Raw genomic sequence first — 26,763 nt, 5'->3', positions numbered from 1 at the left:
ACCTTGCGCTCGATCCGCCTTCTCACTCCGCTATCGAGAGGTTCGAGCATGCAAACATCGGTTGTCGACGCACCGACACCCGACTGTGCCGAGCGGACCGTGCCGCGCCCGTTCGTGTTGTCCCGCCCGCACGGCACCGTGATCGCCGAAGGACTCGACGACCGGTTCGACCGCGCCGATGCCGCGGCCGAGGCTCTGCGAACCGGGCGCGTGCGCGCTCTCGCCGGTGCGCTTCCCTTCGACCCCGCGCACCCCGCCGCCCTCACAGCGCCGCGTTCGCTGCGGCACACCTCCACGCCGCTCGGCGTCTCGAGGCCCGATCTCCCCACCATCCGTATCGCCCACGCGATTCCTGCCGAGCAGGCACACGTCGACCGTGTGGCCGCCGCACTCACCTTGCTGCGTTCCCCCGACGACGACCTCGTCAAGGTCGTCCTCGCACGCGCACTCCGACTGCGCTCCGAACGGCCGGTCCCGACCGCCGACCTCCTCGCACGACTCGCCGGGAACGACCCCGCCGGCAACGGATTCGCGGTCGACCTCACCCCGGCGGGAGGCTCCTGGCGAGGACGGCACCTGATCGGCTCGAGTCCGGAGGTGCTCATCCGGCGACGTGGCGATCTCGTCACGGCACATCCGCTCGCCGGATCGGCACCTCGTCACGCCGACCCCGACTCGGATCGCGCGACCGCCGAGCGTCTCGCGGAGTCCGCCAAGAATCTCGCCGAACACGCGCACGTCGTCCGTGCGCTGCGCGCCGTACTCGAACCGTTGTGCACCGACCTCGACATCCCGGACCAGCCGTCGCTGACGAGCACCAAGCAGTTGTGGCATCTCGGCACACCGGTCTCGGGCCGCCTGCGCGACCGCTCCACCACAGCGCTCGACCTCGCCCTCGCGGCGCATCCGACTCCCGCGATCTGCGGCACGCCCACCGAGGCGGCGCGCGAGTTCATCCGCGATGTCGAAGGCGACCGCGGGTTCTACGCCGGGGCCGTCGGGTGGTGTGACGCCGACGGTGACGGCGAGTGGATGGTGACGATCCGGTGCGCCGTGCTCGACGCGGACGGTCTCACCCTCACCGCCTATGCCGGTGGCGGCATCGTCGCCGACTCCGATCCCGCAGACGAACTCGCCGAGACCACCGTCAAATTCGGCACCGTACTCGATGCGCTCGGGGTGCGGCGATGAGCGCCCCCGTCACCCTCGTCGTCGGCGCCGCACAGGGCATCGGACGTGCCACAGCGGTCACCCTGGCCCGCGCCGGACACCGACTCGCCCTCATGGACCGCGACCCCGTCGGACTCCACAAGACCGCGGCACTGATCGGTGAGGGAACCCCTGTGTACCCCGTCGATATCCGCGACCACGACGCGGTCGAGTTCGCCGTCGGCAACATCGAAACCGACCACGGTCCCCTCGAGCGACTCGCCCACGTCGCGGGAGTGTTCAGCACCGGATCCGTACTCGACTCCGATCCGGACGACTGGCAGCGGATGTTCGACGTCAATGTGACCGGACTGGTCGCCGTCCTCCGCTCCGTGGGACGTGTGATGCGGGAGCGCCGTTCCGGCTCGATCGTCGTGGTCGGCTCGAATTCCGCAGGTGTGCCCCGGATGGGCATGGGTGCCTACGGATCCTCGAAAGCGGCCGCGGCGATGATCGTGCGGGTCGCCGGACTGGAACTGGCGCCCTACGGAATCCGCGCCAATATCGTCGCCCCCGGCTCCACCGACACCGCGATGCAACGGTCGCTGTGGGAGGACCCCGACGACGACAACGGTGCGCGCAGCGCCATCGAGGGCGACCCCGCACAGTTCAAGGTCGGAATCCCGCTCGGGCGCATCGCAGAACCGTCCGACATCGCGGACGCCATCGAGTTCCTTCTCTCCGACCGCGCCCGGCACATCACCATGCAAGCCTTGTATGTCGACGGTGGCGCGACCCTTCGTGCCTGAGACCCCTTCCGTTCCCGAAAGGAATCATTCGTGACCTCCGGCCTCCGGCGCAGCGCGCTTGCCGACATCGCCCGTTTCCCCGAGGATTTCAGTGAGCTGTACCGCGGCGCCGGTTACTGGACCGGCGAGACGTTCGCGGAGTTCATGCCCACCCGCGCAGCGCACTTCGGCGACCGGGTCGCGGTCGTGGGACCGGACGCCACCGGGGCGCGGCGGCACCTCACCTACCGTGACCTCGACGAGTCCGCCGCACGTATCGCCACCGGGCTCCTGAATGCCGGTGTTCGTGCCGGCGACCGGGTCGTGCTCCAGTTACCGAACATCGTCGAATACACCGAAGTCCTCTTCGCGGTCTTCCGCATCGGGGCGTTGCCCGTGTTCGCTCTGCCGGCGCACCGCGCCTCCGAGGTCGGCTACTTCTGCCGTTTCTCGGACGCCGCCGCCTACATCGTCGCCGCCGAGCACGGTGGTTTCGATTACCGCACGCTCGCCCGTGAGGTGACCGGCGCGCTGGAGAACCCGCCCGCAGTGATCGTCGCCGGAGACTGCGCCGAGTTCACCTCCCTGGCATCGCTGCGCACGCACGAGCCTGCACCGATCGCCGACGTCGATGCCGAGTCCGTCGCCTTTCTCCAACTGTCCGGTGGTACCACCGGAACCCCGAAGCTCATCCCCCGCACCCACGCCGACTACCTCTACTCTGTGCGCGACTCCGCCCGCATCTGCGGAGTGGACGAGCGCACTCGCATGCTGGTCGTGCTTCCTGCGGCACACAACTTCCCGATGAGCTCGCCCGGGATTCTCGGTGTCCTCCACTCAGGCGGCACGGTCGTGCTCGCGCCGGATCCGAGTCCGGACACCGCCTTCGCACTCATCGAGAGCGAACGGGTGACGATGGCCTCGCTGGTCCCGCCGCTCGCACTGGCATGGCTGTCCGCACGAGCCCGTACCGAACACGACCTGTCGTCGCTCGAGGTACTGCAGGTCGGTGGCGCGAAGTTCCCGGCGGAGGCTGCCAAGCGGGTGCGCCCGGAACTCGGCTGCACGCTGCAGCAGGTCTTCGGCATGGCAGAGGGCCTCGTCAACTACACCCGCCTCGACGACGACGACGAGACGATCATCCGGACCCAGGGACGTCCGATCAGCCCGCACGACGAGATCCGTGTCGTCGACGACGCCGACGAGCCCGTCCCGTTCGGTGCCCCCGGCCATCTCCTCACCCGGGGCCCGTACACGATCCGCGGTTACTACAATGCGCCCGAACACAATTCGACGGCATTCACTCCCGACGGGTTCTATCGCACGGGCGACATCGTGCGGATCACCGAGCACGGTTACATCGTGGTCGAAGGCCGCGCCAAGGACCAGATCAACCGGGGCGGCGAGAAGATCGCCGCGGAGGAGGTCGAAAACCATCTCGTCGCGCACCCCGCGGTGCTCGATGCCGCCGTGGTCGCCATGCCCGACCAGTACCTCGGCGAACGCACGTGTGCCTTCGTCGTCACCGAGGGTGAGGCGCCGAAAGCTCTCGCGCTCAAAGCTTTCCTGCGGGAGCGTGGACTCGCGGCGTACAAGATCCCGGACAAGGTGCGCTTCGTCGACGCGTTTCCGGTGACCGGTGTCGGCAAGATCAGCCGCAACGAACTGCGTCGCGCGCTGGCCGCCACCCTCCAGAACTGACCGACCACACCGCAGAAAGCGAAGATCCGATGGCTCTGCCGAAGTCCGTGTCCTATTCCCTTCCCCACGAGCAGCCCACGAACGTGGTGTCGTGGTCGATCGATCCGAACCGCGCCGTCGTGCTGGTGCACGACATGCAGGAATACTTCGTGCGCTCGTTCGACCGGGCGGCCGATCCGCTGGCCACGGTGGTTCCCCATATCGACCTGCTGCGCAACACCGCTCACGATGTCGGCGCTCCGGTTGTGTACACCGCGCAACCGGGAGACCAGGACCCGGCCGACCGTGCGCTGTTGTCCGACTTCTGGGGCCCCGGATTGTCCGAGGACCCCGCCGAGACGTCGATCATCGCGGAGTTGGCACCGCACGCCGGCGACACCATGCTCACCAAATGGCGGTACAGCGCCTTCATCCGCACCGATCTGCTCGAACGGATGCGCGCGTGGGGCCGCGACCAGCTGATCGTCACCGGCGTGTACGCGCACATCGGGTGCCTGACGACGGCCCTGGACGGGTTCATGAACGACATCCAGGTCTTCTTCGTCTCGGACGCCACGGCCGACTTCTCCCAACGCGAGCACGCCGACGCACTGAGCTACGTCGCCTCGCGGTGCGCGGTCGTGCTTCCGACGCACGAGGTGGTGGGCGCCCTCTCGTCGGTGCGCGCCTGAGTCACACGCCCACGGACCGGTCGGTGTGCTCGGCGAGCGTACGGCCGTCGCGTCGCGCGAGTGCCGCGTACTTGCCGCCGCGCGCGACGAGCGCGTCGTGGGTGCCCCGCTCGATGATCCGTCCGTGGTCGAGGACGACGATCTCGTCGGCGTCGCGCACCGTGGAGAGGCGGTGTGCGATGGTGATGGTCGTGCGCCCGGCCCGGGCGTTGTCGAGCGCCTGCTGCACGGCGCGTTCGGTGTCGTTGTCGAGGGCACTGGTCGCTTCGTCGAGCACCAGGATCCGCGGGTCCCGCAGCAGCGTGCGGGCAATCGCCATTCGTTGCTTCTCGCCACCGGAGAACCGGTGTCCGCGTGCGCCGACCACGGTGTCGTAGCCGTCGGGCAGCGAGGTGATCAGGTCGTGGATGTGCGCTGCCCGCGCGGCGTCCTCGATCTCCGCGTCGGTGGCGTCCGGCCTCGCGTAGCGCAGATTCTCCCGGACGGTGGCGTGCAGCAGATAGGTCTCCTGCGACACGACACCGACAAGAGCCGCTACATCGGCGAGCCGCATGTCGCGCAGGTCGATTCCGTCGATCGTCACCCGGCCGGAAGTGGGGTCGTACAACCGTGCCATCAGTGACCCGAGGGTGGTTTTGCCCGAACCGGTCTCGCCAACGAGCGCGACCTGCGCACCGGCCGGTATGTCGAGGTCGATCCCCTCGAGCGCGAGGCGATGTGCCCCTTCGTACCGGAAGCCGAGATTCTCGAATCGGACCCTGCCGGAGATCTTCTCGGGGTCGACCGGGACCGGGTGGGCGGGTTCTTCGATGTCGACTGCCAGATCGAGATACTCGAAGATGCGGCTGAACAGTGCAAGCGAACTGGTGACGGACACGCCGACGTCGAGCAGGCTCATGAGGGGACGGAACAGCGCCCCCTGCAGTCCCGTGAATGCGACGAGCGTGCCGATGGTCATGCCGCCCGAGGTCGCGGGCAGACCTGCGACGAGATAGAGCACCGCCGGAATCGCCGCGAAGACGATGTTCATGGTGGCCATGCGCCACCGCCCCGACAGTTGCGCCTGCACCTCGAGGTCGGCGAGATCGGCGGAGGTCTTCGCGAATTTGTCCGCCAGCGCGGGACCGGTGCCGAGAGTCTTGCCGAGCAGTACGCCGCTGACGGACAGGCCTTCGTCGATCTGGGTCTGGATGTCGGCGAGCCGGCGTTGCTGGCGCGTCGTGATCGCCCGTCGCATCTGGGCGACGCGGCGGGTGAGCCAGATGGCCGGCGGAAGCACGATCAGCGACAGCAATGACAACCGCCAGCTCAGCACAGCCATGGCGATCGCGGTGCCGACCACGGTCGTGATGTTGGCGGCGAGCGAGGTGGCCGTCGTCGTGACGACGGACTGCATGCCGCCGATGTCGTTGGTCAGTCTCGACTGGATTTCACCGCCACGGGTTCGGGTGAAGAAGCTCAGGGACTGCCGTTGCAGGTGGCTGAACACCCGGGTTCGCAGGCCGTGCATGATTCGCTGGCCGACCGTGGTGGAGATCCAGGTCTGCACCACTCCGAACAGTGAACTGATCACGGTGACCGCGAGCATGCCGCCCACGGCCCACAGCAACAGGCTCACGTTCTGGTGCGGAATCGCGTCGTCGATGACGGCGCGCACGAGGAACGGCGTCGCGAGCGACACAGCGGACGACGCCACGATCAGCACCACGACAAGGGCGATCTGACGACGATAAGGGGCGAAGAGCGCGCCGATCCGGCGCAGGCTGACGGGAGATTCGCGCAGTTGCTCGACGTCTTTGGGATCGATTTTTCCGCGGCCACCGGGGTGACCGCCTCGACCTGGTGGGGGATGCATCATGCACACCACCTCGATTCATGATTCGTACGTAATTACTGAGGTTGCCTCATTAAGAGGTAACTGTCAAGTGAGGTATAGTCCGGTCATGTCCGATTCTCCCGTTGTGCTGCGCGACCTTCTGATGGGCGCCACCCGCACCCTGCGGCGACGTTGGCACGACTTGCTGAACCCGTGGGAGCTGTCCCCACACGAACACCGCGCACTCCGGGTCATCGGCGACACCGACACCCCGATCCGCCTCGGCGTGGTCGCAAAGGCACTGCGTATCGCGCCGCGGTCGGCGACCGAGGTCGTCGACCGCCTCGAATCCCGTGGACTGACCGAGCGCCTTCCCGATCCCGCCGATCGCCGCGCGGTATGTGTGCAGCTCACCGATAACGGTCGCACAGTTCTGGACGAACTCGACGCGGCACGCGACACCGACGCCGCGGAGGTGTTCGCCCGGCTCGACCCCTCCGAACGCGCCGACCTCGCCCGGCTGCTTCGCAAGCTCGTCGACGACGCTCCTCGCTGAGATCTCACGTTCTCGCGCTCCGGTGCGTTTACGGTACGAGAGCGAAGGAGCAAGCATGACGCAGCACACCTCGACCTTGCCCGCCCGCATCGATGATCTCCCTTGGCCGCAGCTCGTCGACGACCTCGACAACTACGGTTGCGCCGCCACCGGCCCGCTCCTCGGGAACGCCGAGCGTGCCGAGATCTCGTCGCTGTGGGACGAGGACACCCGATTCCGCACGACCGTCGACATGGCCCGCCACCGCTACGGCCACGGAACCTACAAGTACTTCGGCACGCCCGTCCCCGGCCCGGTCGCACAACTCCGCGCCGCCTTCTACCACCACCTGCTCGCCCCCGCGCGCGAGTGGGCCGAGCGATTGGGCGACCCCGCACCCTGGCCCGACGACTTCGACGAGTGGCTGGAAATGTGTCACGCTGCCGGCCAGAGCAAGCCGGCGCCGCTGATGCTGCGCTACACGGGCGGCGACTGGAACGCGCTGCACCGCGACCTCTACGGCGATCTCGCGTTCCCGCTGCAGGTGGTGATCGGGCTCGACCGTCCCGGTGTCGACTACACCGGCGGCGAGTTCCTGCTCCTCGAGCAACGTCCCCGAGCCCAGTCCCGCGGTACTGCCACCGTGATCGAGCAAGGGCACGCCTTGATCTTCACCACGCGCGACCGCCCGACACGCGGTGCCCGCGGATGGACACGGTCGCCGGTGCGGCACGGTGTGAGCACCGTCCGGTCCGGACTGCGGCGCACGCTCGGGCTGGTGCTGCACGACGCCGCGTGAACGCGCGGGCGAGAATCCGCGGCCGACGATGCCCGGTCCCGCAAGGTAGGCCGGGTCTGTCAGATCACCGTTTCGGACCGGCGTTCGAGCAGGACGGTGTCGTGCCAGACGCCGGCGAGCTTGCCGATTCGTTCGCGGATACCCACGGTGCGGAATCCCGCCGCGTGGTGCAGAGCGAGACTGGTGCGGTTCTCCGGGAAGATCGAGGTCTGCAACGTCCACAAACCCGCCTCGTCGGCGGCGTCGACCTGGGTGCGTAGCAGCACTCTGCCGACCCCGCGCCCACGCATCCCGTCGGCGACGTAGATCGAGTTCTCCGCCACCCCGGCATAGCATTCGCGGCTCGATACCGGGCTCAACGCCGCCCAGCCGACGACAGACCCGTCGATCTCGGCGACCCACCGGTGGCCGGGCAGCCACAGCTCGCCGAGTACCTCACGGGCGGGAACCTCGGTGGTGAAGGTCGCGGTGCCGGTCGCGATCCCCTCACCGTAGATCCGCCGCACTGCATCCCAGTCTCGATCCTCGAGCGGGCGCACCGTCACGTCGGCAGGGCAGTCCTCGGGGCGGGGGCGACCGGTGAGGGCTCCCCTCACTGCGTTGCCGGTGTCCACCCCGACGCCGCGAGCAACCGTGACCGGCAAACCGTGCGATGTCATGACTCCACTGTATTGATCGATCTGTCCGGCACGGCGTCAGCACCGTCCGGTCCGGAAGCGCACGCTCGGGTTGGTCTCCACAACGCTGTGCAAGCAGTGCATCGAGAGCAGGTGCCGCGGGCGTCCAGATTCCCGGTCGACCTCGCCGACTCAGTAACCAGCCTGAGTGCATGTTTCGGGGTCGATCCATCCTTCTTCGCATCCGTACTGCATCTGGATCTCGCCGCTGGTCGGCGCTTCCCCACACGCAGTGCCACACCGCTCATAACCGCTGATGACGCCGTCACCATTGCGATCCTGGCTGGGGTCATAGGGGTAACCCGACTCGTCGGCCGATGGCGGCGGTGGCAGCGCACACGCTGGATCGGTTGTGGAATAGGAGCCGTCGCTGTACACGGCCACGCCGCCGACGTCGCAGTACTGCAATGTGCGCTCGGAGGGCGCGACGTCGCAGCTCGGTTCGTACCCGGTGGTGCCATCCGAGTAGAGGGCAGTGCCACTCTGGTAGAGCGTCGGGTCACCGCACTCGAACGTCACCTGTGCGGGGGGAACCACGGGCTCGGGTACACCCGATTGTTCCGCAGCGGACGTTGAGGACTCCCCCGCCGCCGTGGATGCTGTCGCTGACGCAGAAGTCTCGGTGGAGGAAGACGCAGGAGCATTCGAGCCGCCGCCGTCGCCGTCGCCGTCTGAGCAGCCGCTTACAGCGACAGCACACATGAATAAGGCCATGAGAACGATACGGGCGACCGACATGGGTATCTCCGATCGAAATCCGGCGCCGATCTGCCCGAGAGCGTCGATCCACTGCCGTACCTGTCATTGCACGAACACCGGTCGTGGACGTGAACCATGACTATCCGGCCGATGCCATCCACGAATCAGCCTGGTCTCGTTTCGAGGTGGACGCAAGGGATACGGCACATTCTGTCCCGTTCGGCGCGCAGCGCTCAGGATTCGAAGAACCGCCGAGGATTGTCGACGAGCATCGTGGTGATCTGTTCGTCGGTGACACCGCGCTCGCGCAGCACCGGCAGCACATCGTCACTGATGTGGTTGTAGTTCCAGTTCGGTACCGCAAGTTCCTTGACCTCGTGCGGGAACCAGTCGATGAAGCACGACGCATCGTGCGCGAGCACCATGCGGTCCGCGTATCCGCTCTCCGCCAGTGCGACAACGGTATCGACGCGTTGCTCGAAGGGCAGCAGCAGATCGAGACCGAACCGGTCCATTCCGAGGAGCGACCCGGCGTCGGCGATCTTGCGGAGGTACTCGAGGTCGGTGGAGTCTCCGCTGTGCCCGATCACGACCTTCGTCAGATCGACACCTTCTTCGGCCAGCACCTGTTGCGCCACGAGGCCGGATCCGGTGTGCGGATTGGTGTGGACGGTGATGGGGGCTCCCGTTTCGACGTGGGCCCGGCCCACCGCGCGCATCACCCGCTCGACCCCCGGCGTGAGACCTTGCGCCTCGATCGCGCACTTGAGCATCGCCGCCTTCACACCGGTGTCGGCGATGCCCTCACGAATGTCGTGGACGAACAGTTCGGTGAGAGGTTCGGGGGCGTCGAACAGCAATCCCGGTCCGACATAGTGGAATTGGAACGGCAGTTCGTTGTACGTGTACAGCCCCGTCGCCACCAGTATGTTGATGTCGGTGTGTTCGGCGATGCGCTGAATCCGCGGTATGTACCGGCCGAGTCCGATCACGGTGGGATCGACGATCGTGTCGATCCCACGGTCGGACAATGCACGCAGTTTCGAGATCGCGTCGTCGACGCGCAGTTCCTCGTCCCACCTCGTCGGGTAGCCGGGGTAGTTCTCGCGCAGTTCCTCCCCGAGCACGAAGACGTGTTCGTGCATGAGGACACGACCGAGATCACCGGTGTCGGCGGGGCCGCGGACGGTGTCGACAGAAGCCATGGCGCAGACGCTATGTCACCACGAGCGGATACGGATCGGGTTTCGGCGGGACCGCGCTCCTACTGTTGCGCCGACTGCCCACGAAGGATGTTCTGGTACCGGCGCATACCGCTCAGCCATCGGTCGTAGTCGGCACCCTTGTGCCGGTACATCTCGAGGACTTCCGGATGCGGAAGAATGAGGAAGTGCTCGTCTTCGAGTGCCCGGAGCACTACCTCCGCGACGTCGTCCGGTTCCAGAACCGCACCGGCACCGGTCACCGCACGGGTGGCCAGCGCGCCGAGTTCGGTATCGGAGTTCTTTCCGGCATACAACAGTGGCGTGTTGACACCCATCGGGCACAGGCACGAGACCCGGACCCCCTGGTCGCCGTAGGTGACCGACAACCACTCGGCGAACCCGACCGCGGCGTGCTTGGTCACCGAATACGCCGCCGACCCGATTTGGGTGAGAAGACCGGCAGCCGATGCGGTGCTCACGAAATACCCTTCGCCCCGCTCCACCCATCCGGGCACGAGAATGTTCGCAGCACGGATGTGGGCGCGCAGATTGACGTCGAGGACCTGATCCCAGGCGGATTCGCCGATATCGAGTCCGGGCGGGCCGGTGATGCCGGCGTTCGCGAAATACAGGTCGACCGGCCCGAACTCCGCTTCGGCACGCTCCACGAGACCACGGATCGCGTCGGTGTCGGAGACGTCGCCTCCCACCGCGATCGCCGACGTGCCGCCGAGAGCGTCCACGACACGCTGAGCGGCGTCCTCGTCGAGGTCGGCCACGACCACACGGGCGCCTTCTGCCACGAGCCTGGCCGCGAGAGCGCCACCGATTCCACCGCCGCCACCCGTCACGATGGCTACCTTGCCGTCAACCTTCACCGGACCCCTCTCGGTCGTGATGCTCGCTGCCCGCACTGTCGCACGCTGCACCGGACTATAGGGCGAACACCGGACGACGCGGGGGCAAGTCGTCGTCCGTGCCGGGACTTGGCATCCTGGAGACGGACGCATTGCCACGATCCGCCGAGAGTGACCCTGACCGTGAACGAACTGTTCTCCATCCCCCGTCCGCGCCGCGAGATCGCGCCCGGTGCGGTGCACGTGCCCGACTGGCTGAATGTCGACCAGCAGCGAGAACTGGTGGAACTTTGCCGCGAGTGGGCACGGGGCCCGGCGCCGATGCGGCACACCGTGTTACCGGGCGGCGGGCAGATGTCGGTGCGTACGGTGTGCCTCGGCTGGCACTGGTCCCCCTACCGGTACAGCCGCACAGCGGTGGACGTCGACGATGCGCCCGTCGCGCCCCTCCCCGACCTGCTCGTCGATCTCGGGCGGCGCGCGGTCGGCGATGCGTATCAGGACGCGGCCGCGGGAGCGGACTACACGCCGGACGCCGCATTGATCAACTTCTACGATCACGACGCGCGCATGGGCATGCACCAGGACAAGGACGAACGGGTCGCGGCCCCGATCGTGTCGCTGAGCATCGGCGACGCCTGCACGTTCCGCTTCGGCAACAGCGAGTCGCGGGGCCGCCCGTACACCGATGTTCGTCTCGAATCCGGCGACCTGTTCGTGTTCGGCGGGCCGTCGCGTTTCGCTTTCCACGGCGTGCCCGCCGTCTTCCCCGACACCGGTAGCGCACAGGTGGGACTGCCCGGCGGCCGGCTGAACATCACGTTGCGTTCGACGGGACTGGCCTGACCGGATGTGAACTCGCAGCATCCTCGAGGTTTCGGACATCGGTTTCGGTGAGTTCGACCCGGGCTGCCGCGAGGTTGGCGTGAAGATGCGTGATGCTCGTGGTTCCAGGTAAGGGAACGACCGCGCATCCAGCCCGGCGGCCCCGATGATGAACCCACGCGAGAGCGATCTGGCCACGGGTCGCCCCTACCCGCGCGGCGATGTCCGCAAGGACGTGCGCGAGAGGGTTGCCGGTGGAGTGAGTAAGGCTGCCGTGACCGAGTGGCGAATACGCGACCAGCGCGATCCCCAGGTCGGCAAGAGTCGGAACGAGAGTCTCCACGCTGCGCTGCGACAGGGACCACTCCAACTGCACGGCGGCAATCGGATGTACAGCGTGAGCGCGCCGGATGTCGTCGAGCGTGACATTGGACAACCCGAGCGCACCGATCTTCCCGGCTCGGTGCAGTTCGGCCATCGCGGCGACGGTCTCCTCGATGGGTGTCTCATCGCTGCGGTGATGCAGGTAGTAGAGGTCCAGATGGTCGACGCCGAGACGCAGTAACGAACCGTCGATGGCCGAACGCACTGTCGCAGGATCCGCGCGGACGCTCCAATCGTCCATCCGGCCCGATGGCCCCCAATAGACGCCGAACTTGCTGCACAACGTGACGTCCTGGCGACAGCCGCGGAGTGCACGGCCGACCACTTCCTCGTTTCCGTACATTTCGGCGGTGTCCAGCACGGACACGCCGGCATCGACGGCGGCCCGGACCAGGCGGGCGGGGTCACGGTCGTCGTCGCCCCACCCGTCGTCGGACAGTCGCATCAGGCCCAGGCCCTGAAGAGGCGCAGTGTCGGGAGTCCACGTCGCAACCGTCATGAACGATCACGCTACGACCTCGACTGCACTCGAGGTCAAGAGCGACCGGAGACCGGCCGGCATCGCGGTCGTTGGGGGAACCCGGCGACCCCGATCACCCGGATACGGCCGTCGCCGTGTTCGGTATTGTCGGGCCATGAGCGTCGATACCCCGGCAGCGCAGTTCTCCTCCTCCGGCGACGATCCTCTGGCACTCGACCGGCAGGTGTGCTTCGCGCTCGCCGTCGCGAACCGCGCTGTTCTCGCCGTCTACCGGCCGATCCTGGACCGGCTCGGCCTCACCCACCCGCAGTACCTGGTGATGCTGGCCCTCTGGGAGCACGCCCCGATGACGGTGAAGGACATCGGGCGGGTGCTGCAACTCGACTCCCCGACGCTGTCCCCGCTGCTCAAGCGGCTCGAAGCGCTCGGACTGCTCACGCGCGAACGCAGCACGATCGACGAACGGCAGTTGGTCGTCGACCTCACCGACGAAGGCCGTGCCCTGCGCCGCGACGCGGAGTCCGTGCCCGGCCAGGTGTTCGATTCCCTGGGCGTCGACGTCGCCGAACTCGAGGCGCTGCACACCGCTCTCGTCCGGGTCAACGCCGCAGCTCTGAAGGCCGGGGACCCGCCCCGCTGAATGCAGGCCCCCGGGCTTCGGCGAGGGAGACTCAGCCCTGCGAGATCAGCGGCACCGACGCTTCGCTCGTGTACACGAGGAACGTGAACGACTCCTGGAAGTACAGCTGGACGTTCTCGCTGTCGTGCGAGAGGTAACCGATCGACAGGTCCTGCCCGACCTGCAGGTCGTAGTCACCGCCACGGGTGGTGAGAACGAACGCTCCATCGATCGCGGGAGCCCAGATAATGTCCCCGTCGATGAGGCGCCTGATCTGCTCCCGGATCGGATAGCCGTGGTCGGACGTTTCGCTGACCTTCGTGAATTCGTCGGCGCTGAGCAGCACGTGGTACGGCCCGCCGACACCTGCGAGTCGCAGCTCGGACAGCGCCTGGCTGATGGTCTCGGGGATGTCGCGCGGATCGTCGGGCAGTTGCAACGCGGTGTTGGACGACGACGCGCGGATGCCTTCGATACCGGCGGCGGCGTAACCCTCGAAGATCGCCCGGTCTTCGGCGAACGCGATCTGGCGCGCAGCTTCCTTGACGGCATCGAGATCGACGTCCTTGGCGCCTCGCTCGACGTTGTCCAGTTCTTCGCGCGAAAGAGTGAACGGCACCCGCAGTTCGACCAGCGGCGCCACCCGATGCTGACGCGCGCGAACACCCGCCGCGGGTGACTCGACCTCGCCCAGCCGGCCGAGGCCGACCGCGGCGAAATCTGTCCCGTGCGGGCCCGAGAAATCGACCACGAGGCGGCCCGCGACATGCCGCTTGAACGTGCGGGTCGCCTCCTCCTCGATCTCGGCCCACGCCGCGTCGGTGATCGGAGCAAGGTCACGATAGAGATTGTTCACAGCGTTGAACTCCTTCTGAGAGCACCGATTCCGAGTGACCCGTCCGCATCCGACGGCGTCGATGCACTCGTGTCGGCAGTTCCGGGTGCGTCCGCCGGTGCGGGCGGAAGATCTTCGAGCATTTCCGACGAGGGACAGAAGAAGAGCGAACCCGTGACGGCCGTGGAGAAGTCGAGGATGCGGTCGTAGTTGCCGGGCGGATTGCCCAGAAACATGTTGCGCAGCATCTCTTCGGTCACATCCGGCGTCGCGGCGTATCCGATGAAGTACGTACCGAACTCGTCGGCACCGAAGCTGCCGAACGGCATATTCGCCCGCAGGATCTGGCGTTCCTCACCGTCGTCGTCCTCGATGGTGGTGAGGGCGACGTGTGAGTTCGCGGGCTTGGTGGCGTCGTCGAGTTCGATGTCGTCCAGTTTGGTCCGGCCGATCACGCGCTCCTGCTCTTCGACGCTGATGGCGTTCCAGGTCGAGAGATCGTGCAGGTACTTCTGCACGATCACGTAACTGCCGCCGGTGAACTCGGGGTCCTCGTCGCCGACGAGCGCGGCAGCCACCGCCTCCTCGTCTTCCGGGTTCTCGGTGCCGTCCACGAATCCGAGAAGGTCGCGACGCTCGAAGTAGCGGAAACCGTGCGTTTCGTCGACGACCGTCGCTGCGCCCCGCAACCGGTCGTTGATCTTCGCCGCGAGTTCGAAACACAGATCCGTCGACGACGCGCGGAGGTGGAACAACAGGTCGCCCGGGGTGGACGGCGCGCGGTGCCGGCCGCCGTCGAGCGGAACGAAGGGATGCAGTTCTGCGGGACGCGGCCCGTCGAACAGCCGGTCCCACATCTCCGACCCGATGCCCGTCACCACCGACAGCCCACCGTCCGGAATCCGGAAACCGACGGACCGTCGCAGACCGGACAGATCTTCGAGGAGACTGCGCACTTCGTCCTCTCGACCTTCGTCGATCGTGAGGACGAGAAAGATCGCCGCTTCGGTGAGCGGAGTCAAGATCGGTTGGGAACGCGCCACGGTCTCACCGTAGTTCACGCGAGCGGCCCCAGTGCCACTACGTCCCCGAACGTACTACGGCACCATCCAGGACAAGACTGCTGTGGTCTGCAACCAGACGAGCACAGCCAGCACGACGACCATGGCCACGCTGATCGGCCAGAGGCGCCGCATCAGCAACCCGTCTCGTCCGGACAGCCCCTGCACCGAGGACACCAGCGCCAGGTTCTGCAGCGCGATGGGGGTACCGGCAGTCCCGCCGGCCATGTTGCCCGCCACCAGCACGGTCGGGTCGAGCCCCGCCTGCTGTGCGGCGGAGACCTGGAGACTGCCGAACATCGCGTTGGACGCGGTGTTGGATCCGGTGACCAGCACACCGAGCCAGCCGAGCAGCGGTGACAGCAGCGCGAATGCGGCGCCGGCTCCCGCGAGGAACTGGCCGATGGTGGTGGTCTGGCCCGACAGGTTCATCACGTAGGCGAGGGCCAGCACAGCGGTCACCGTCGCGAACGACCAGCGCAACTGCACGACCGCAGCGACGAGGCACCGCAGCGCATCTCCTGCTGCCACTCCGAGCACGACCGTCGAGAGCAGCGCCGCGACGAACACGAGCGAACCCGGAGCCGTGAGCAGGTTGAGCGTGAACGTCTCCGCCGTCGGAACCCTGCCGTCCGCGCCCGTCACGTCGAGACCCGGCCAGGTGAACGAGAAGGTGGCGTTGGACAGGAACGACTCCACCGGGCCGAGACGGCTGACGAGGAACACGACCACGATCAGCGCGTACGGCGCGAACGCCTCGATCATCCGCCGCCGAGTGTCCTGGATCCCGTCGTTCCCACCGGTACGTACCGCATCCGGGCGCGGTGTCCGCACCTTCAGCACGATCAGGAGTGCAACCAGACCGGCCGCCGCTCCCGCGATGTTGCTCAATCCCACGGTCAGGTAGCTCGCGCACAGGAACTGCGCGGCACCGAACGCGGCACCGACCACGAGCGCGACGGGCCACGTCTCGCGCACACCGCGGCGCCCGCCCACCACCGCGACGAGCACCAGCGGCACGAACACCGCGAGCAGGCACACCTGGCGGGCCACCACCGGGCCGATCTCGTCGACCGGAATCTCCGACACCCGCGACATCGTCAGGATCGGCGTACCCATCACTCCGAGCGGCGTCACCACCGAGTTCGCGAGAAGCGACGCCGCTGCCGCGCGGACCGGCGGCAATCCGGCCCCGATGAGCACCACCGTCGCGACGACGATGGGTGTACCGAACCCGGCGACCGCCTCGAGCAGCGCACCGAACAGGAATGCGATGACGATGGTCAGGATGCGATGGTCCGGGGAAATCCGCGCGAACGCGCGGGTGAGCACGTCGAAATGACCGGACTCGACGGTCAGCCGATACACCCACACGGCGTTGAGGACGGTCCACATGATCGGGAACAGACCGAAGACCGCACCCTCGAGCCCTGCACTGAGCGCCGACACGACGGGCATGCCGTACCCGGCGACGGCGACGACGAGTGCGACCAGCACGGCCACTGCCGCCGCCGCGTGCGACTTGAAACGGAACACCGCGAGGAGCACCAGCATCGTCAAGAGCGGAAGGGCCGCGACGAGTGCCGACCACGCGAGCGAGCCGCCGATCGGTGAGATCGGCTGGATATACGAACCTGTCACTGCATCATGCCCCGAACGACTCCACGGCGGCCCGAAGTGCGTCTGCGGTGCCGTCGAGCACCGTACGGTTCGGCGTCTGCGCACGCGCACGGATACCGAATCCGTCGCCGCTTGTGCGCGGTACCAGGTGCAGGTGGACGTGAAACACTTCCTGGCCGGCGGCGACACCGTCGGCCAGGAAGAGGTTCACGCCGTCGATCGGCAGGTCGCTCGACCGCATCGCGGTGGCGATGCGCTGACCGGCGGCGAACACCTTCGCGCCGTCGGCCGGGTCGAGCTGCGCAAGACCCGACGCGTGCCGCTTCGGCACCACGAGCAGGTGCCCCGGTGTGAACGGCCGGATGTCCATGAAGGCGAGGACGTCCGGTTCGTCGAGCACGACGCTCGCCGGGGCGTCGCCGGCCACGATGGCGCAGAAGATGCACTCGCTCACCGGCCCGGCGCCTCCGCGGCAACCGGCTCGCGTGCGGTGCCGAGCAGGCGGAGCAGTTCCGCCTGCACCGCGGGACGATCCCCGACCGGATCGTCGCTGTGCGCGAGGTAGAGCATGGCTTCCTCGACGGCGGCGACGAGCAGATGGGCGAGCACCGAGGTGCGCGTGGACGACGACCGATGCGTATCGGGAGCGAGCGTTGCGAGCATCTCCTCGACGACGCGCAGGGTGGAATGCCGATGTGCCTCCCGCACTTCGGTCCACCCCAGCACTGCGGGCGCCTCGATGAGCAACAGTCGGCGAGTGGGCTGGTCGTTGACCACGTCGAGGGACGCCAGCACCGCCGTGGTGAAACCGTCCCACGGATCGTCGACCTCGCCGGGATGCAGCGTCTGCTCCGCCTCCCTCTGCACCCGCTCGACGACACCCCGGAACAGGTCCCGCTTGTTCGCGAAGTGGTGATAGAGCGCGCCGCGCGTCACCCCCGCGACGGCCACGATGTCCTCCGTCGCCGCTGCGGAATACCCGTCGCGCAAGAACACTTCGAGCGCTGCGTCCAGCAACGCTGTGCGCGTGCGCGTCGCGTTTCTCACCCTTCCCGGGCTCATTTTCTCGAGCACTGCTTCCTCCCCTGTGTGTGCAGCTATCCCCTCGGGACTCCCCCGTAGCCGCCCCCTACTTACTACAAAATGGGCGCCGGCGAGTAACGCGCTGCGTCCGGGTAACGGTCCACCAGCTCCTGCACGGACGCGATGACCGCGCTCACCTGCGCGTCGGCAGCGCCGACGAACGCCGACCGGTCGGCGAGCGCCTCGTCGAGCGCGGCACGGTCGAGCGGAAGCCGGTCGTCCGCGGCGAGCCGGTCGAGCAGGTCCGGTTCGCGACCCTGCTCACGCATCGCGAGTGCCACCGACACCGCGTGTTCCTTGATCGCCTCGTGCGCGGTCTCCCGTCCGACACCGGCGCGCACCGCGGCCATGAGCACCTTGGTGGTCGCGAGGAACGGCAGATAGCGGACGAGTTCCTTGTCGATCACGGCGGGATAGGCGCCGAATTCGGAGAGCACGGTCAGGAAGGTCTCGACCTGGCCGTCGATCGCGAAGAACGCGTCGGGCAGCGCGACGCGCCGCACCACGGAGCAGAACACGTCGCCTTCGTTCCACTGCGCACCGGCGAGTTCGGCGGCCATCGACGCGTACCCGCGCAGCACGACCTGCAGCCCGTTGACCCGCTCGCACGACCGGGTGTTCATCTTGTGGGGCATCGCGGACGACCCGACCTGGCCGGGCTGGAAACCTTCGGTCACCAGTTCGTGCCCGGCCATCAGCCGGATGGTGTGCGCGAGAGACGACGGCGCGGCACCGACCTGCACGAGGGCCGAGAGGACGTCGTGGTCGAGCGAGCGCGGGTAGACCTGCCCGACGCTGGTGAACACGTGGGAGAACCCGAGGTGCTGCGCGATCTTCTCCTCGAGCTGCGCGAGCTTCGCGGCATCCCCACCGAGCAGGTCCAGCATGTCCTGCGCGGTGCCCATCGGTCCCTTGATACCGCGGAGCGGGTACCGCTCGATCAACTCGCGGACCCGCTGCAGCGCGAGCAGCAGTTCGTCGGCCGCCGAAGCGAAGCGCTTACCGAGCGTCGTGGCCTGCGCGGCCACGTTGTGCGACCGGCCCGCCATCACGTACGACGAGTACTCCGCGGCCCGTTCGGCGAGTCGCGCGGCCACCGCGACACCGTGCGCATGGACGTGCTCCAGTGACCGCAGGATCTGCAGCTGCTCGACGTTCTCGGTGAGGTCGCGGCTCGTCATGCCCTTGTGGACATGCTCGTGGCCGGCGAGGGCGTTGAACTCCTCGATACGGGCCTTCACGTCGTGGCGCGTGACGCGCTCGCGGTCGGCGATGGACGCGAGGTCGACCTGGTCGACGACCCGTTCGTAATCGGCGATCGCCTCGGCCGGCACATCGATCCCGAGTTCCGCCTGCGCACGCAGCACTGCGATCCACAGCTGCCGTTCGAGCACGATCTTGTGCTCCGGTGACCACAACTCCCGCAGTTCGGGGCTGGCGTAGCGAGTGGCAAGGACGTTCGGGATGTGGCTCACGAGTGGCCAGTTTACGTTCCGTGCCCGGACTCATGGTTCGGCAGGCGGCGCGACCGTGTGCATGACATCGAGGAGAATCGTCCTCGCCAGGGCGCGCGGGTCGGGATCGAGGTCGCCGAGCCCGCACAACACCGCCCCGTCGACCACCACCACGAGGGTGTGCAACTGCGGTACCCGGACCGCGCGACCGCACCGTTCGAGCAGGTCGGTCAGCACCTCGTCGACCTGCTCCCGGATGCCCACCTGCGCTTCACGCAGTTCCGGATGGCGCACCGTGGCCACGCAGCCTTCGACGCGGGCGACGAGCCGGTCGCGGTCGTCGTCGGACACCGCTTTCCCGACGAGCAGGTCGAGAACGAGGTCGGCGGTTTTCTCGAGGCTGCGGGGGCACGCCGGAACGTCGCGGACACGCGCGCGCATCATTTCGACGTCCCGCGCGCCGTTGTGCTGCATGGCGCACAGGACGAGGTGTTCGAGGGAGTCGAAGTAGTACGTGGTCGAAGCGAGTGGCAAGCCCGCCCGCGTAGCGACGGCGCGGTGGCGTACCGCGCCGATTCCCTCCTCGAGAATCAGATCGGCAGCAGCCTCGACCAGCGCCTGACGGCGCCGTTCCCCTTTCGGTGTGGCTGCGATAGTCACAGTCACATCGTGACAGCCTGCCGCGCTCACCAGGGGAAAACGCCAGTTGATACCACCCGGTACGATTGCGCCGCAGTCGTCAGATGGGGGCCCGGACTGCGCGGCCCGCTTCGCCTTTTTCACGAACGATCGGAGCCGTACCGGGATGAGACGTCGCCGCTTGCTTCAGGCCTCCGCACTGGGTGCCGCCGTTGCCGCCCTCGGAGTGCCGGGCGGCCCGGTCCGGGTCGCGTCGGCGTTGCCCGTCGGGCTCGACACCTATCGGAACACCCTTCCCGAACTGTTCGCGCCGTCGCCGGTGCCTCCGCAGCATTCCGAGGTGATCGTCGTCGGTTCGGGGTTCGGTGCGAGTGTCGCCGCGCTCAGGCTCGCGGAAGCCGGCAGCCGCGTCACCGTCCTCGAGCGCGGGATGCGCTGGCCGCGCGATCCGTGGCGCGAGGTGTTCACGTCCGATCTGCTCGCCGACGGTCGCGGTTACTACCACCGCACACATTTCACCGGCCCGACCGGAATCCCGGTGCACTGCGACGATTTCGCCGGAGTCCTCGATGTCGTCGACTATCCGCACATGTCGGTGTGGCGTGGCGCTGCCGTCGGCGGCGGGTCGATCGTGTTCTCCGGCGTGATGATCGCACCCGAACAGCGCTTCTTCGAGCACGTCTTCGGCAACTCACTGAGCTACGACGACATGGCCAAGACCTGGTATCCCAAGGTCCGGTCGATGCTGCGCCTCGACGCCATGCCCGACGACATCTATCACGCTCCGGAGTTCACGCACTCCCGCCGCTGGGACGACGACGCGCGGGCCGCGGGATACTCGCCGCACCGGATCGACGGAATCTGGGACTGGGACGTGATCCGCGCCGAATTGGCCGGCTCGGTACGCCGCTCGGCCGTCGCCGGCGAGAGCAACCTCGGCAACTCCAACGGGGCCAAGTTCGACCTGACACAGAACTACATTCCGGCAGCGGAGGCGACGGGACGCGCCCTCGTGTGTCACGGACACCGGGTGCTCGCGGTCGGCCAGGAGCCCGACGGCCGGTACCGGGTCGAGGTGCAGGCCGTCGACCCGACCGGCGCGGTCCTGAACACCACGACCCTCACGTGCGACCGCCTGGTGCTCGGCGCCGGGTCGATCGGCACGACCGAGTTGCTGGTCGAGGCACGCCACACCGGGTCGCTGCCGCGCCTGAACGAGCACGTCGGCCGGGGCTGGGGCACCAACGGGGACGCGGTGCTGGTGCGTTCCCTGGCCCTGACGGACGGGTTCGGTGGTGACCAGGGCGCACCGTCCGCATCGCGGATCGTCGACGAGTCGGGTCTGCCGCTGAGCCTCGAGAACTGGTTCGTCGCGGGCACCGCCAAGGACGTGGGGATGCTGGCCTCGCTCGGGATGACGCTCGACCCCACTCGCGCGGAGATGGTCTACGACGCCGCCACCGGCCGCACGATCGTCGATTGGCCTGCCGGCGGTGAACTCGCGAGTGTCGACGCGCTGCGCACGGTGCACAACGCGATGGCCGCGGCCGGTGGCACCGTCCCGGGCGCCCCGCCGATGGCGGAGGACGTCAACGCGTCGTTCACGGCTCATCCGCTCGGCGGGGCGGTCCTGGGCGACGCCACCGACGGTTACGGGCGCGTGCACGGTCATCCCGGCCTGTACGTCGTGGACGGTGCCCTGATACCCGGTAGCACGGGCACGGTGAACCCGTCGTTGACGATCGCTGCCCTCGCCGAACGCAACCTGGCCCGCATCGTCGCGGACGGCGGCTAGGACCCGGCCGGACCGCAGGTCACGGCAGCGGAAGCCATCCCGCGAGCCGGTCGAGTGCGGCGGTGACATCCGCGGTGGCACCCGCGAAGGACAACCGCACGGTGCCGTCGCCGCGCACGGTGTCGAAATCGACGCCGGGTGCGAGCGCGAGACCGGTGTCGTGCAGCAGGCGCGCGCACCAGGCCGTGGACGTCTCCCCGGAGAGCAGCAGGTGCCGGATGTCGGCGTAGACGTAGAACGCACCGTCCGCAGGGGCGAGTTCGGTGATACCGAGATCGGGCAGTCCGTCGAGCAGCAACTCGCGGTTCACGGCGTAGCGCTCCACATGGCCGTCGAGTTCGCTCCGTGCCTCGGTACCGAACGCCTCGATCGCGGCGAACTGCGCAATAGACGGAGGGCACACGGTCATGTTCGATCCGAGCCGTTGCAGCGCGGGACGCAGCGATTCGGGTGCCAGCATCCAGCCGAGGCGCCATCCCGTCATCGAGAAGTATTTCGACACCGAACCGACCACCACGGAGTCCCGGGAGGTCGCCCAGGCCGTCGATGTCGCGGGCGAGCCGTGCGTCCCGAATTCGATGCCGTGATAGATCTCGTCGGAGACGAGCAGCGCGTCGTGCTCGTCGCACCAGCGGGCGAGCGCTGCGAGTTCGGCGGGTTCGATCATCGTGCCCGTCGGGTTGGCGGGACTCGCGACGATCAGCCCGGCCGGCGGAGAGTCGAGTGCCTCGAGCATCGCCACCGTCGGCTGGTACCGCGTCTCCGGGCCACAGTCGAGTTCGACGACAGTGCATCCGAGCGCTGCGAGAGTGTTGCGGTAGGCGGGATATCCGGGTCGTGCGACCACCACGGTGTCGCCCGGGTCGAAAGCAGCGAGAAACAGCAGTGTGAACGCGCCCGACGATCCCGTGGTGACGACCACGTCGTCCGCGTCGACATCGATTCCGTAGCGGTCGTGGTGGTACGCGGCGATTGCTTCGCGGAGCGGAAGAATCCCGAAGGTTTCGGTGTAACCGAGCAGTTCCGCATCGATGGCCAGTCCGGCCGCGCGGAGCACGGGCGCGGGCGCGGGAGTCGAGGGCTGGCCCGCCGCCAGGCTCAGGACGTCGCCGTGGGAGCGCTGCCGTTCGGCTGCCGCCTTCCACACGTCCATGACGTGGAAGGTCTCGATACCGGAGCGTTGCGATTCGGTGCGCACATCCTCGACGTTAGTACGCCCGACCAGCCCCCTAGAGGCCGACCCGTTGCCGCCCGAGGGCCGACCACGCGATCGGCATTTCATCCGGGGCGACGAACCGCGCGGCCCGGTTCGGGAGCCCCGGTGTCTCGCCGCACTGCTCTGCGTCCCCTTCGTTCCCGCCACCGGCGGCGCCCTCGAGCGCGGCGGGCGGGCGAGCCGGAACCACGGGAAGAAGCAGATGCGAATCGAAGTCGCCACCGGCGTGGACGATGTGGAAACCCTTGTTGACGGTGCGGTCGTGCCCGACCGCGGGATTGTCGTCGAGGTCGTGGCCGGTGACGACGAGCACGAGCGTCGAACCCGCCTCGAAGAAGGTGCTGTGCGGCATGATCTCGATGTCGACGGGCACGAGTTGGCCGGGCAGCAGCGGCCAGTACTTGGTGTAATCCAGGACCGGCCGGTACGCGGTCGACGCCTCGGGATCGAGCGCGCGATGCGATACACGGATCCAGCCGTGCGCGACGAAGCCTTTCTCGTAGCCGCCGTGCCCTTCGAACCACACGTCCTCTCCGGACGAGTCGAGTTTCTTCAGGCCGACGAACAGATCCATGTCGTTGGCGTCCTTCGCCTGGACCCACAACCGCAGGGCGGTGTGCCCGGTGATCTCGGTGTCTTCGGTGAAGGTGGTGGTGAAGGTGAGTTCGTCACCCGCGACGGGGAAGGTGCGCCGGGACTGCGGTTCGTCGGGCACCGTGGGCTCGAGCGAACTCGTGCCGTGGTCGAGATACAGCGGCACGTATCGCGTGTCGGGGATGGGCCAGTCCTGCTCGAATCTCTCCGAGTAGGTGCGCAGGTCGTGCCTGGTTTCGAGACGCACGCGCGGCACTGTGTCGAACCCGTTGTGCTCCTCTTTGAGGAAGCGGTCGAAGAACCGGCGCTGAACGTCGAGCGCCTCGGGGCTGTAGTAGGTCTGCCACATCTTGCGTCCGTGGGTGTAGAGCCACTTGTCGGCCGATCCGATACGGGTGTATCCCTCGACCGACCCGCGATTGCGGGGACCCTGATCGGACCACGACGCCCCCACGAGCGCGGGCACGGTGACGTCTTCGAGTTTGGGCGGTGCGGCGACGTGCCGGAACCTGTCGGGAAACCGCCGCAGAAGCCACGGGGTGAGGCGGCGCAAGGACGCCGACGCCGGTTTGGATCCGGTATGCATCGCGCGGTACCAGAACTCGCTGTAGCGGGTCTCGGGGATTCCGCCATGGGTGAGCGTGTCGCGGCAGGGATCGGTGATGCCCTCCCACGGTGCGATCGCCGCGAGGTGCGGCGGCGCGAGTGCAGCGGTGTACCACTGCAGCGTGGCGAGGTACGACGCGCCGGCGAGACCCACTTTGCCGGTACACCAGGACTGTTCCGCAGTCCACTCGATCACGGCCGCGGCGTCTGCGGCGGCACGGCCGAGCAGCAATCTGGGACGACCGTCGCTGGCGAAACAGCCGCGCATGTCCGCGACCACGACGGTGTATCCGCGCGGCACCCAATACGCGGGGTCGGGGGCTTCGAACGACGTCGCCTCACTCAGTTCGAGGTCGCCGACGAATGTGCCGGATGCCGCGAGCGCTGCGAAATCGATCGGGTAGTCGTCGACGCCGGCGTTCTTGCCGTACGGGGTGACGGCGACGAGCGCGGGCCACTGCTCGTCGGCCGCATCTCGCGGCCGGTATACGTCGGCGCGGAGGAGTGTGCCGTCGGCTGTCGAGATCGGAAGATCACGCTCGACGACGATGTCGTCGGGAAGCGGGTACCTCACGACATTGTGGTGCCCCAACGGTGTCGGATCCTGCGTGAGTGTTCGTTTCCACGAAACCATGCTTTCACCCCTGGCACGTCAGAAGATGCACAGAGTGTGCAACATGCACCTGGCAGGCGCAAGATTTACCCGGCCGGCCCGTCGGTTACAGCGCGATGCGGCCCTCCACCGCGGCGAGACCGATGTCGCGGCGGAAATGCCCGCCCGGGAGCTTGATTCCGTCGAGCGTCGCGTAGGCGTCGGCACGGGCGGCAGCCAGGTCGTCGCCCACACCGACCACGCTGAGCACGCGGCCACCGGACGAGAGCAACTCGCCGTGCGGCCCGCGCTTCGTTCCGGCGTGGAGCACGTTGGGGCCTTCCGCACCGGTGATCACGTCGCCCGTACGCGGGGTCGACGGGTAGTACTCGGCCGCGAGCACGACCGTCACCGCGGCTCCGTCGCGCCACTGCAACGGAGGCAGACTCTCCAGCGTGCCGGTCGCGACCGCGTGCAGCACACCGCCGAGCGGCGACTCGAGCAGCGCGAGCACGGCCTGTGTCTCGGGGTCTCCGAACCGGCAGTTGAATTCGACGACGGCCGGCCCGTCCGCACCCATTGCCAGACCCGCATACAGCAGCCCGGAGAACCCGCAGCCCCGTCGGACCATTTCGGCCGCAACGGGTTTCACGACCTCGTCGACGATGCGCTCGACGCTGCCTTCCGGCAGCCACGGAAGCGGGGTGTAGGCACCCATCCCGCCGGTGTTGGGGCCGGTGTCGCCGTCGCCCACCCGCTTGTGGTCCTGTGCGGGGAGCAGCGGTACGACGGTCTCGCCGTCCACCAGGCAGAAGAGCGAGACCTCGGGGCCGTCGAGGAACGACTCGAGCAGGACCGGATGGCCGTTCTCGATGATCTCCGCGGCGTGGTCGCGGGCAGCGTCGCGGTCGGCGGTCACCACGACCCCCTTGCCGGCCGCGAGACCGTCGTCCTTGACGACCCAGGTGGGCCCGAACCGGTCGAGGGCCTCGTCGATCTGTGCCGGTGTGTCGACGACCTCGCTGCGGGCGGTGCGCACTCCGGCAGCGGCCATCACATCCTTGGCGAACGCCTTGGACCCTTCGATGCGCGCGGCGTCGGCGGACGGACCGAAGCAGGGAATGCCCGCCGCGCGGACGGCGTCGGCAACACCGAGCACGAGCGGGACCTCGGGGCCGATGACGACGAGATCGGCCTTCTGCGCGGTTGCCAGTGCCACCACCTCGTCGGCGGAGGCCGCGTCCACCGGGAACTGCTCGGCGATCGTGGCGATCCCGGCGTTGCCGGGGGCGACCATCACCGCGGTCACCGCGGGGTCACGGCTCAGGGCCAGGACGAGAGCATGTTCACGGGCACCGGAGCCGATAACGAGTACGCGCACGCACGACAGACTACGGGACCGGTTTCCACACCAGATCGGCGCGGCAGCGGGTCCGGGCGACGGCCGCAGCGTTGGGAAGGTCGACGGTGTGCACCCAATCGCGGGCTTGGTCGTCGGCCCGGCCGTGGGTGCGGTGCCGGTGCACGAGACGGCGGGTGAGCGTGCGATCGGGGACGTCGAGGTAGATCACGAGGTCGAGCAGCGGCCGGATCTCGGCCCAGCCGTCCTCCTCGAACAGCAGGTAGTTCCCCTCCGTGATCACCACACGGGCGTCCGGGGCCACGGCATGAACCGCGGCGATCGGCTCGTCGAGCGGCCGGGAGAAATCCGGTGCGTAGATCGTGTCGTCGCCCCGGGCTCTGATCCGCTCGAGGATGTTCCGGAAGCCCGCGACGTCGAAGGTGTCGGGTGCTCCTTTTCTCGAGCGTGCGCCCCGGGCTTCGAGTTGCCGGTTCGACAGGTGGAATCCGTCCATCGGTACCTGCCCGGCGGCGATCCCCGCACGTCGCAGGGCCTTCATGAGCAACCAGGCCGCGCGACTCTTTCCCGCGCCCGGGGGGCCGCACAGGCCCACCACGGTGCGCCGGTCCGCCGGTAGTCCCGCGAGCACATAGGTGACGAGTTCGTCCACGAGCTCCCGCAGCGGTGCCGAGCGCACGGATTCGGGGGCCTCCATGGTGC

25 protein-coding genes and 1 pseudogene are annotated in these 26,763 nt (G+C 67.9%); 9 read left to right on the top strand and 17 right to left on the bottom strand.

Going from position 1 to position 26,763, the window contains the following annotated elements; translation table 11 throughout:
* Positions 1-48 precede the first annotated feature (48 nt).
* The 4 genes from ACLQ3J_RS14595 to ACLQ3J_RS14580 are packed head-to-tail and all read left to right on the top strand — an operon-like array spanning position 49 to position 4,309.
* Positions 49-1,191, top strand: coding sequence for an isochorismate synthase (locus ACLQ3J_RS14595; protein WP_378527966.1), 1,143 nt, complete (start codon positions 49-51; stop codon positions 1,189-1,191).
* On the top strand, positions 1,188-1,958 hold the full coding sequence (locus tag ACLQ3J_RS14590; protein ID WP_425903703.1) for a 2,3-dihydro-2,3-dihydroxybenzoate dehydrogenase: 771 nt from the start codon (positions 1,188-1,190) through the stop codon (positions 1,956-1,958). The genes ACLQ3J_RS14595 and ACLQ3J_RS14590 overlap by 4 nt, the downstream gene beginning before the upstream one ends.
* A gap of 30 nt (positions 1,959-1,988) precedes the next feature.
* The gene (locus ACLQ3J_RS14585; protein ID WP_425903702.1) at positions 1,989-3,638 is read left to right on the top strand and encodes a (2,3-dihydroxybenzoyl)adenylate synthase; all 1,650 of its coding nucleotides are present in this window, start codon (positions 1,989-1,991) and stop codon (positions 3,636-3,638) included.
* A 29-nt stretch (positions 3,639-3,667) separates the two neighbouring features.
* Positions 3,668-4,309: an isochorismatase family protein gene (locus ACLQ3J_RS14580; protein WP_169651980.1), complete on the top strand. Its 642-nt coding sequence runs from the start codon at positions 3,668-3,670 to the stop codon at positions 4,307-4,309.
* Between the two features lies 1 nt (position 4,310).
* Here the strand turns inward: ACLQ3J_RS14580 and ACLQ3J_RS14575 are convergent, their stop codons facing one another.
* The gene (locus ACLQ3J_RS14575) at positions 4,311-6,167 is read right to left on the bottom strand and encodes an ABC transporter ATP-binding protein (protein ID WP_169621324.1); all 1,857 of its coding nucleotides are present in this window, start codon (positions 6,165-6,167) and stop codon (positions 4,311-4,313) included.
* Positions 6,168-6,252: 85 nt separating this feature from the next.
* On the opposite strand from ACLQ3J_RS14575, the gene ACLQ3J_RS14570 reads away from it, so the two are divergent.
* Both ACLQ3J_RS14570 and ACLQ3J_RS14565 read left to right on the top strand, forming a co-directional pair.
* Positions 6,253-6,681 carry a MarR family winged helix-turn-helix transcriptional regulator gene (locus ACLQ3J_RS14570; protein ID WP_169621325.1) on the top strand — a complete coding sequence of 143 codons (429 nt, stop codon included), beginning with the start codon at positions 6,253-6,255 and terminating at the stop codon, positions 6,679-6,681.
* A gap of 55 nt (positions 6,682-6,736) precedes the next feature.
* The gene (locus ACLQ3J_RS14565) at positions 6,737-7,459 is read left to right on the top strand and encodes a 2OG-Fe(II) oxygenase (protein WP_425903701.1); all 723 of its coding nucleotides are present in this window, start codon (positions 6,737-6,739) and stop codon (positions 7,457-7,459) included.
* Between the two features lie 59 nt (positions 7,460-7,518).
* Here the strand turns inward: ACLQ3J_RS14565 and ACLQ3J_RS14560 are convergent.
* The 4 genes and pseudogenes from ACLQ3J_RS14560 to ACLQ3J_RS14545 all read right to left on the bottom strand — a co-directional run.
* Positions 7,519-8,061: pseudogene (locus ACLQ3J_RS14560) on the bottom strand (GNAT family N-acetyltransferase); the annotation flags it as partial.
* 207 nt (positions 8,062-8,268) lie between these two features.
* Positions 8,269-8,673 carry a hypothetical protein gene (locus tag ACLQ3J_RS14555; RefSeq protein ID WP_422423859.1) on the bottom strand — a complete coding sequence of 135 codons (405 nt, stop codon included), beginning with the start codon at positions 8,671-8,673 and terminating at the stop codon, positions 8,269-8,271.
* Between the two features lie 395 nt (positions 8,674-9,068).
* Complete coding sequence (locus tag ACLQ3J_RS14550) at positions 9,069-10,040, bottom strand: phosphotriesterase family protein (RefSeq protein WP_378527970.1); 972 nt, start codon at positions 10,038-10,040, stop codon at positions 9,069-9,071.
* Between the two features lie 59 nt (positions 10,041-10,099).
* The gene (locus tag ACLQ3J_RS14545; RefSeq protein ID WP_425903858.1) at positions 10,100-10,918 is read right to left on the bottom strand and encodes an SDR family oxidoreductase; all 819 of its coding nucleotides are present in this window, start codon (positions 10,916-10,918) and stop codon (positions 10,100-10,102) included.
* 162 nt (positions 10,919-11,080) lie between these two features.
* On the opposite strand from ACLQ3J_RS14545, the gene ACLQ3J_RS14540 reads away from it, so the two are divergent.
* Entirely contained in the window at positions 11,081-11,743 is a 663-nt protein-coding gene (locus tag ACLQ3J_RS14540) for an alpha-ketoglutarate-dependent dioxygenase AlkB family protein (protein ID WP_425903857.1), read from the top strand.
* On the opposite strand, the gene ACLQ3J_RS14535 is transcribed toward ACLQ3J_RS14540, so the two are convergent.
* Complete coding sequence (locus ACLQ3J_RS14535) at positions 11,715-12,605, bottom strand: aldo/keto reductase (RefSeq protein ID WP_206038604.1); 891 nt, start codon at positions 12,603-12,605, stop codon at positions 11,715-11,717. The genes ACLQ3J_RS14540 and ACLQ3J_RS14535 overlap by 29 nt on opposite strands.
* Positions 12,606-12,741: 136 nt before the next feature.
* On the opposite strand from ACLQ3J_RS14535, the gene ACLQ3J_RS14530 reads away from it, so the two are divergent.
* Entirely contained in the window at positions 12,742-13,227 is a 486-nt protein-coding gene (locus tag ACLQ3J_RS14530; RefSeq protein ID WP_296551414.1) for a MarR family winged helix-turn-helix transcriptional regulator, read from the top strand.
* A 31-nt stretch (positions 13,228-13,258) separates the two neighbouring features.
* On the opposite strand, the gene ACLQ3J_RS14525 is transcribed toward ACLQ3J_RS14530, so the two are convergent.
* The 7 genes from ACLQ3J_RS14525 to ACLQ3J_RS14495 all read right to left on the bottom strand — a co-directional run bounded on the left by ACLQ3J_RS14525 (position 13,259) and on the right by ACLQ3J_RS14495 (position 19,919).
* Positions 13,259-14,062, bottom strand: a complete 804-nt coding sequence (locus tag ACLQ3J_RS14525; protein ID WP_169621331.1) for a family 1 encapsulin nanocompartment shell protein — start codon at positions 14,060-14,062, stop codon at positions 13,259-13,261.
* A complete protein-coding gene (locus tag ACLQ3J_RS14520) occupies positions 14,059-15,084 on the bottom strand; it encodes a Dyp-type peroxidase (RefSeq protein WP_296551412.1) in 1,026 nt (341 codons plus the stop codon). The genes ACLQ3J_RS14525 and ACLQ3J_RS14520 overlap by 4 nt, the downstream gene beginning before the upstream one ends.
* A gap of 54 nt (positions 15,085-15,138) precedes the next feature.
* Positions 15,139-16,743, bottom strand: coding sequence for an L-lactate permease (locus ACLQ3J_RS14515; protein WP_296551410.1), 1,605 nt, complete (start codon positions 16,741-16,743; stop codon positions 15,139-15,141).
* A gap of 4 nt (positions 16,744-16,747) precedes the next feature.
* Positions 16,748-17,176: an HIT family protein gene (locus tag ACLQ3J_RS14510; protein WP_425903699.1), complete on the bottom strand. Its 429-nt coding sequence runs from the start codon at positions 17,174-17,176 to the stop codon at positions 16,748-16,750.
* Positions 17,173-17,784, bottom strand: coding sequence for a TetR/AcrR family transcriptional regulator (locus ACLQ3J_RS14505; RefSeq protein WP_425903856.1), 612 nt, complete (start codon positions 17,782-17,784; stop codon positions 17,173-17,175). Before ACLQ3J_RS14505 ends, ACLQ3J_RS14510 begins: the two co-directional genes overlap by 4 nt.
* Positions 17,785-17,858: 74 nt before the next feature.
* Positions 17,859-19,280, bottom strand: coding sequence for an adenylosuccinate lyase (gene purB, locus ACLQ3J_RS14500; RefSeq protein ID WP_425903698.1), 1,422 nt, complete (start codon positions 19,278-19,280; stop codon positions 17,859-17,861).
* 30 nt (positions 19,281-19,310) lie between these two features.
* Positions 19,311-19,919 carry a TetR family transcriptional regulator gene (locus ACLQ3J_RS14495; RefSeq protein ID WP_169621337.1) on the bottom strand — a complete coding sequence of 203 codons (609 nt, stop codon included), beginning with the start codon at positions 19,917-19,919 and terminating at the stop codon, positions 19,311-19,313.
* 145 nt (positions 19,920-20,064) lie between these two features.
* On the opposite strand from ACLQ3J_RS14495, the gene ACLQ3J_RS14490 reads away from it, so the two are divergent.
* Positions 20,065-21,693 carry a GMC oxidoreductase gene (locus ACLQ3J_RS14490; RefSeq protein WP_169651987.1) on the top strand — a complete coding sequence of 543 codons (1,629 nt, stop codon included), beginning with the start codon at positions 20,065-20,067 and terminating at the stop codon, positions 21,691-21,693.
* Between the two features lie 19 nt (positions 21,694-21,712).
* On the opposite strand, the gene ACLQ3J_RS14485 is transcribed toward ACLQ3J_RS14490, so the two are convergent.
* From ACLQ3J_RS14485 to ACLQ3J_RS14470, 4 genes are all read right to left on the bottom strand, one after another.
* Positions 21,713-22,891, bottom strand: a complete 1,179-nt coding sequence (locus ACLQ3J_RS14485; protein WP_422424942.1) for a pyridoxal phosphate-dependent aminotransferase — start codon at positions 22,889-22,891, stop codon at positions 21,713-21,715.
* Positions 22,892-22,922: 31 nt separating this feature from the next.
* Complete coding sequence (locus ACLQ3J_RS14480) at positions 22,923-24,683, bottom strand: CocE/NonD family hydrolase (RefSeq protein WP_425903696.1); 1,761 nt, start codon at positions 24,681-24,683, stop codon at positions 22,923-22,925.
* 145 nt (positions 24,684-24,828) lie between these two features.
* Positions 24,829-26,082, bottom strand: a complete 1,254-nt coding sequence (purD, locus tag ACLQ3J_RS14475) for a phosphoribosylamine--glycine ligase (RefSeq protein WP_169621341.1) — start codon at positions 26,080-26,082, stop codon at positions 24,829-24,831.
* Positions 26,083-26,092: 10 nt separating this feature from the next.
* On the bottom strand, positions 26,093-26,758 hold the full coding sequence (locus ACLQ3J_RS14470) for a nucleoside/nucleotide kinase family protein (protein ID WP_169621342.1): 666 nt from the start codon (positions 26,756-26,758) through the stop codon (positions 26,093-26,095).
* Positions 26,759-26,763 lie beyond the last annotated feature (5 nt).

It is taken from the genome of Rhodococcus sp. DT1 (assembly GCF_049844875.1).
GTDB lineage: Bacteria > Actinomycetota > Actinomycetes > Mycobacteriales > Mycobacteriaceae > Rhodococcus.
Note: the sequence above shows the minus strand (reverse complement) of the source record. Positions and strands in the feature narration are given on the sequence as shown.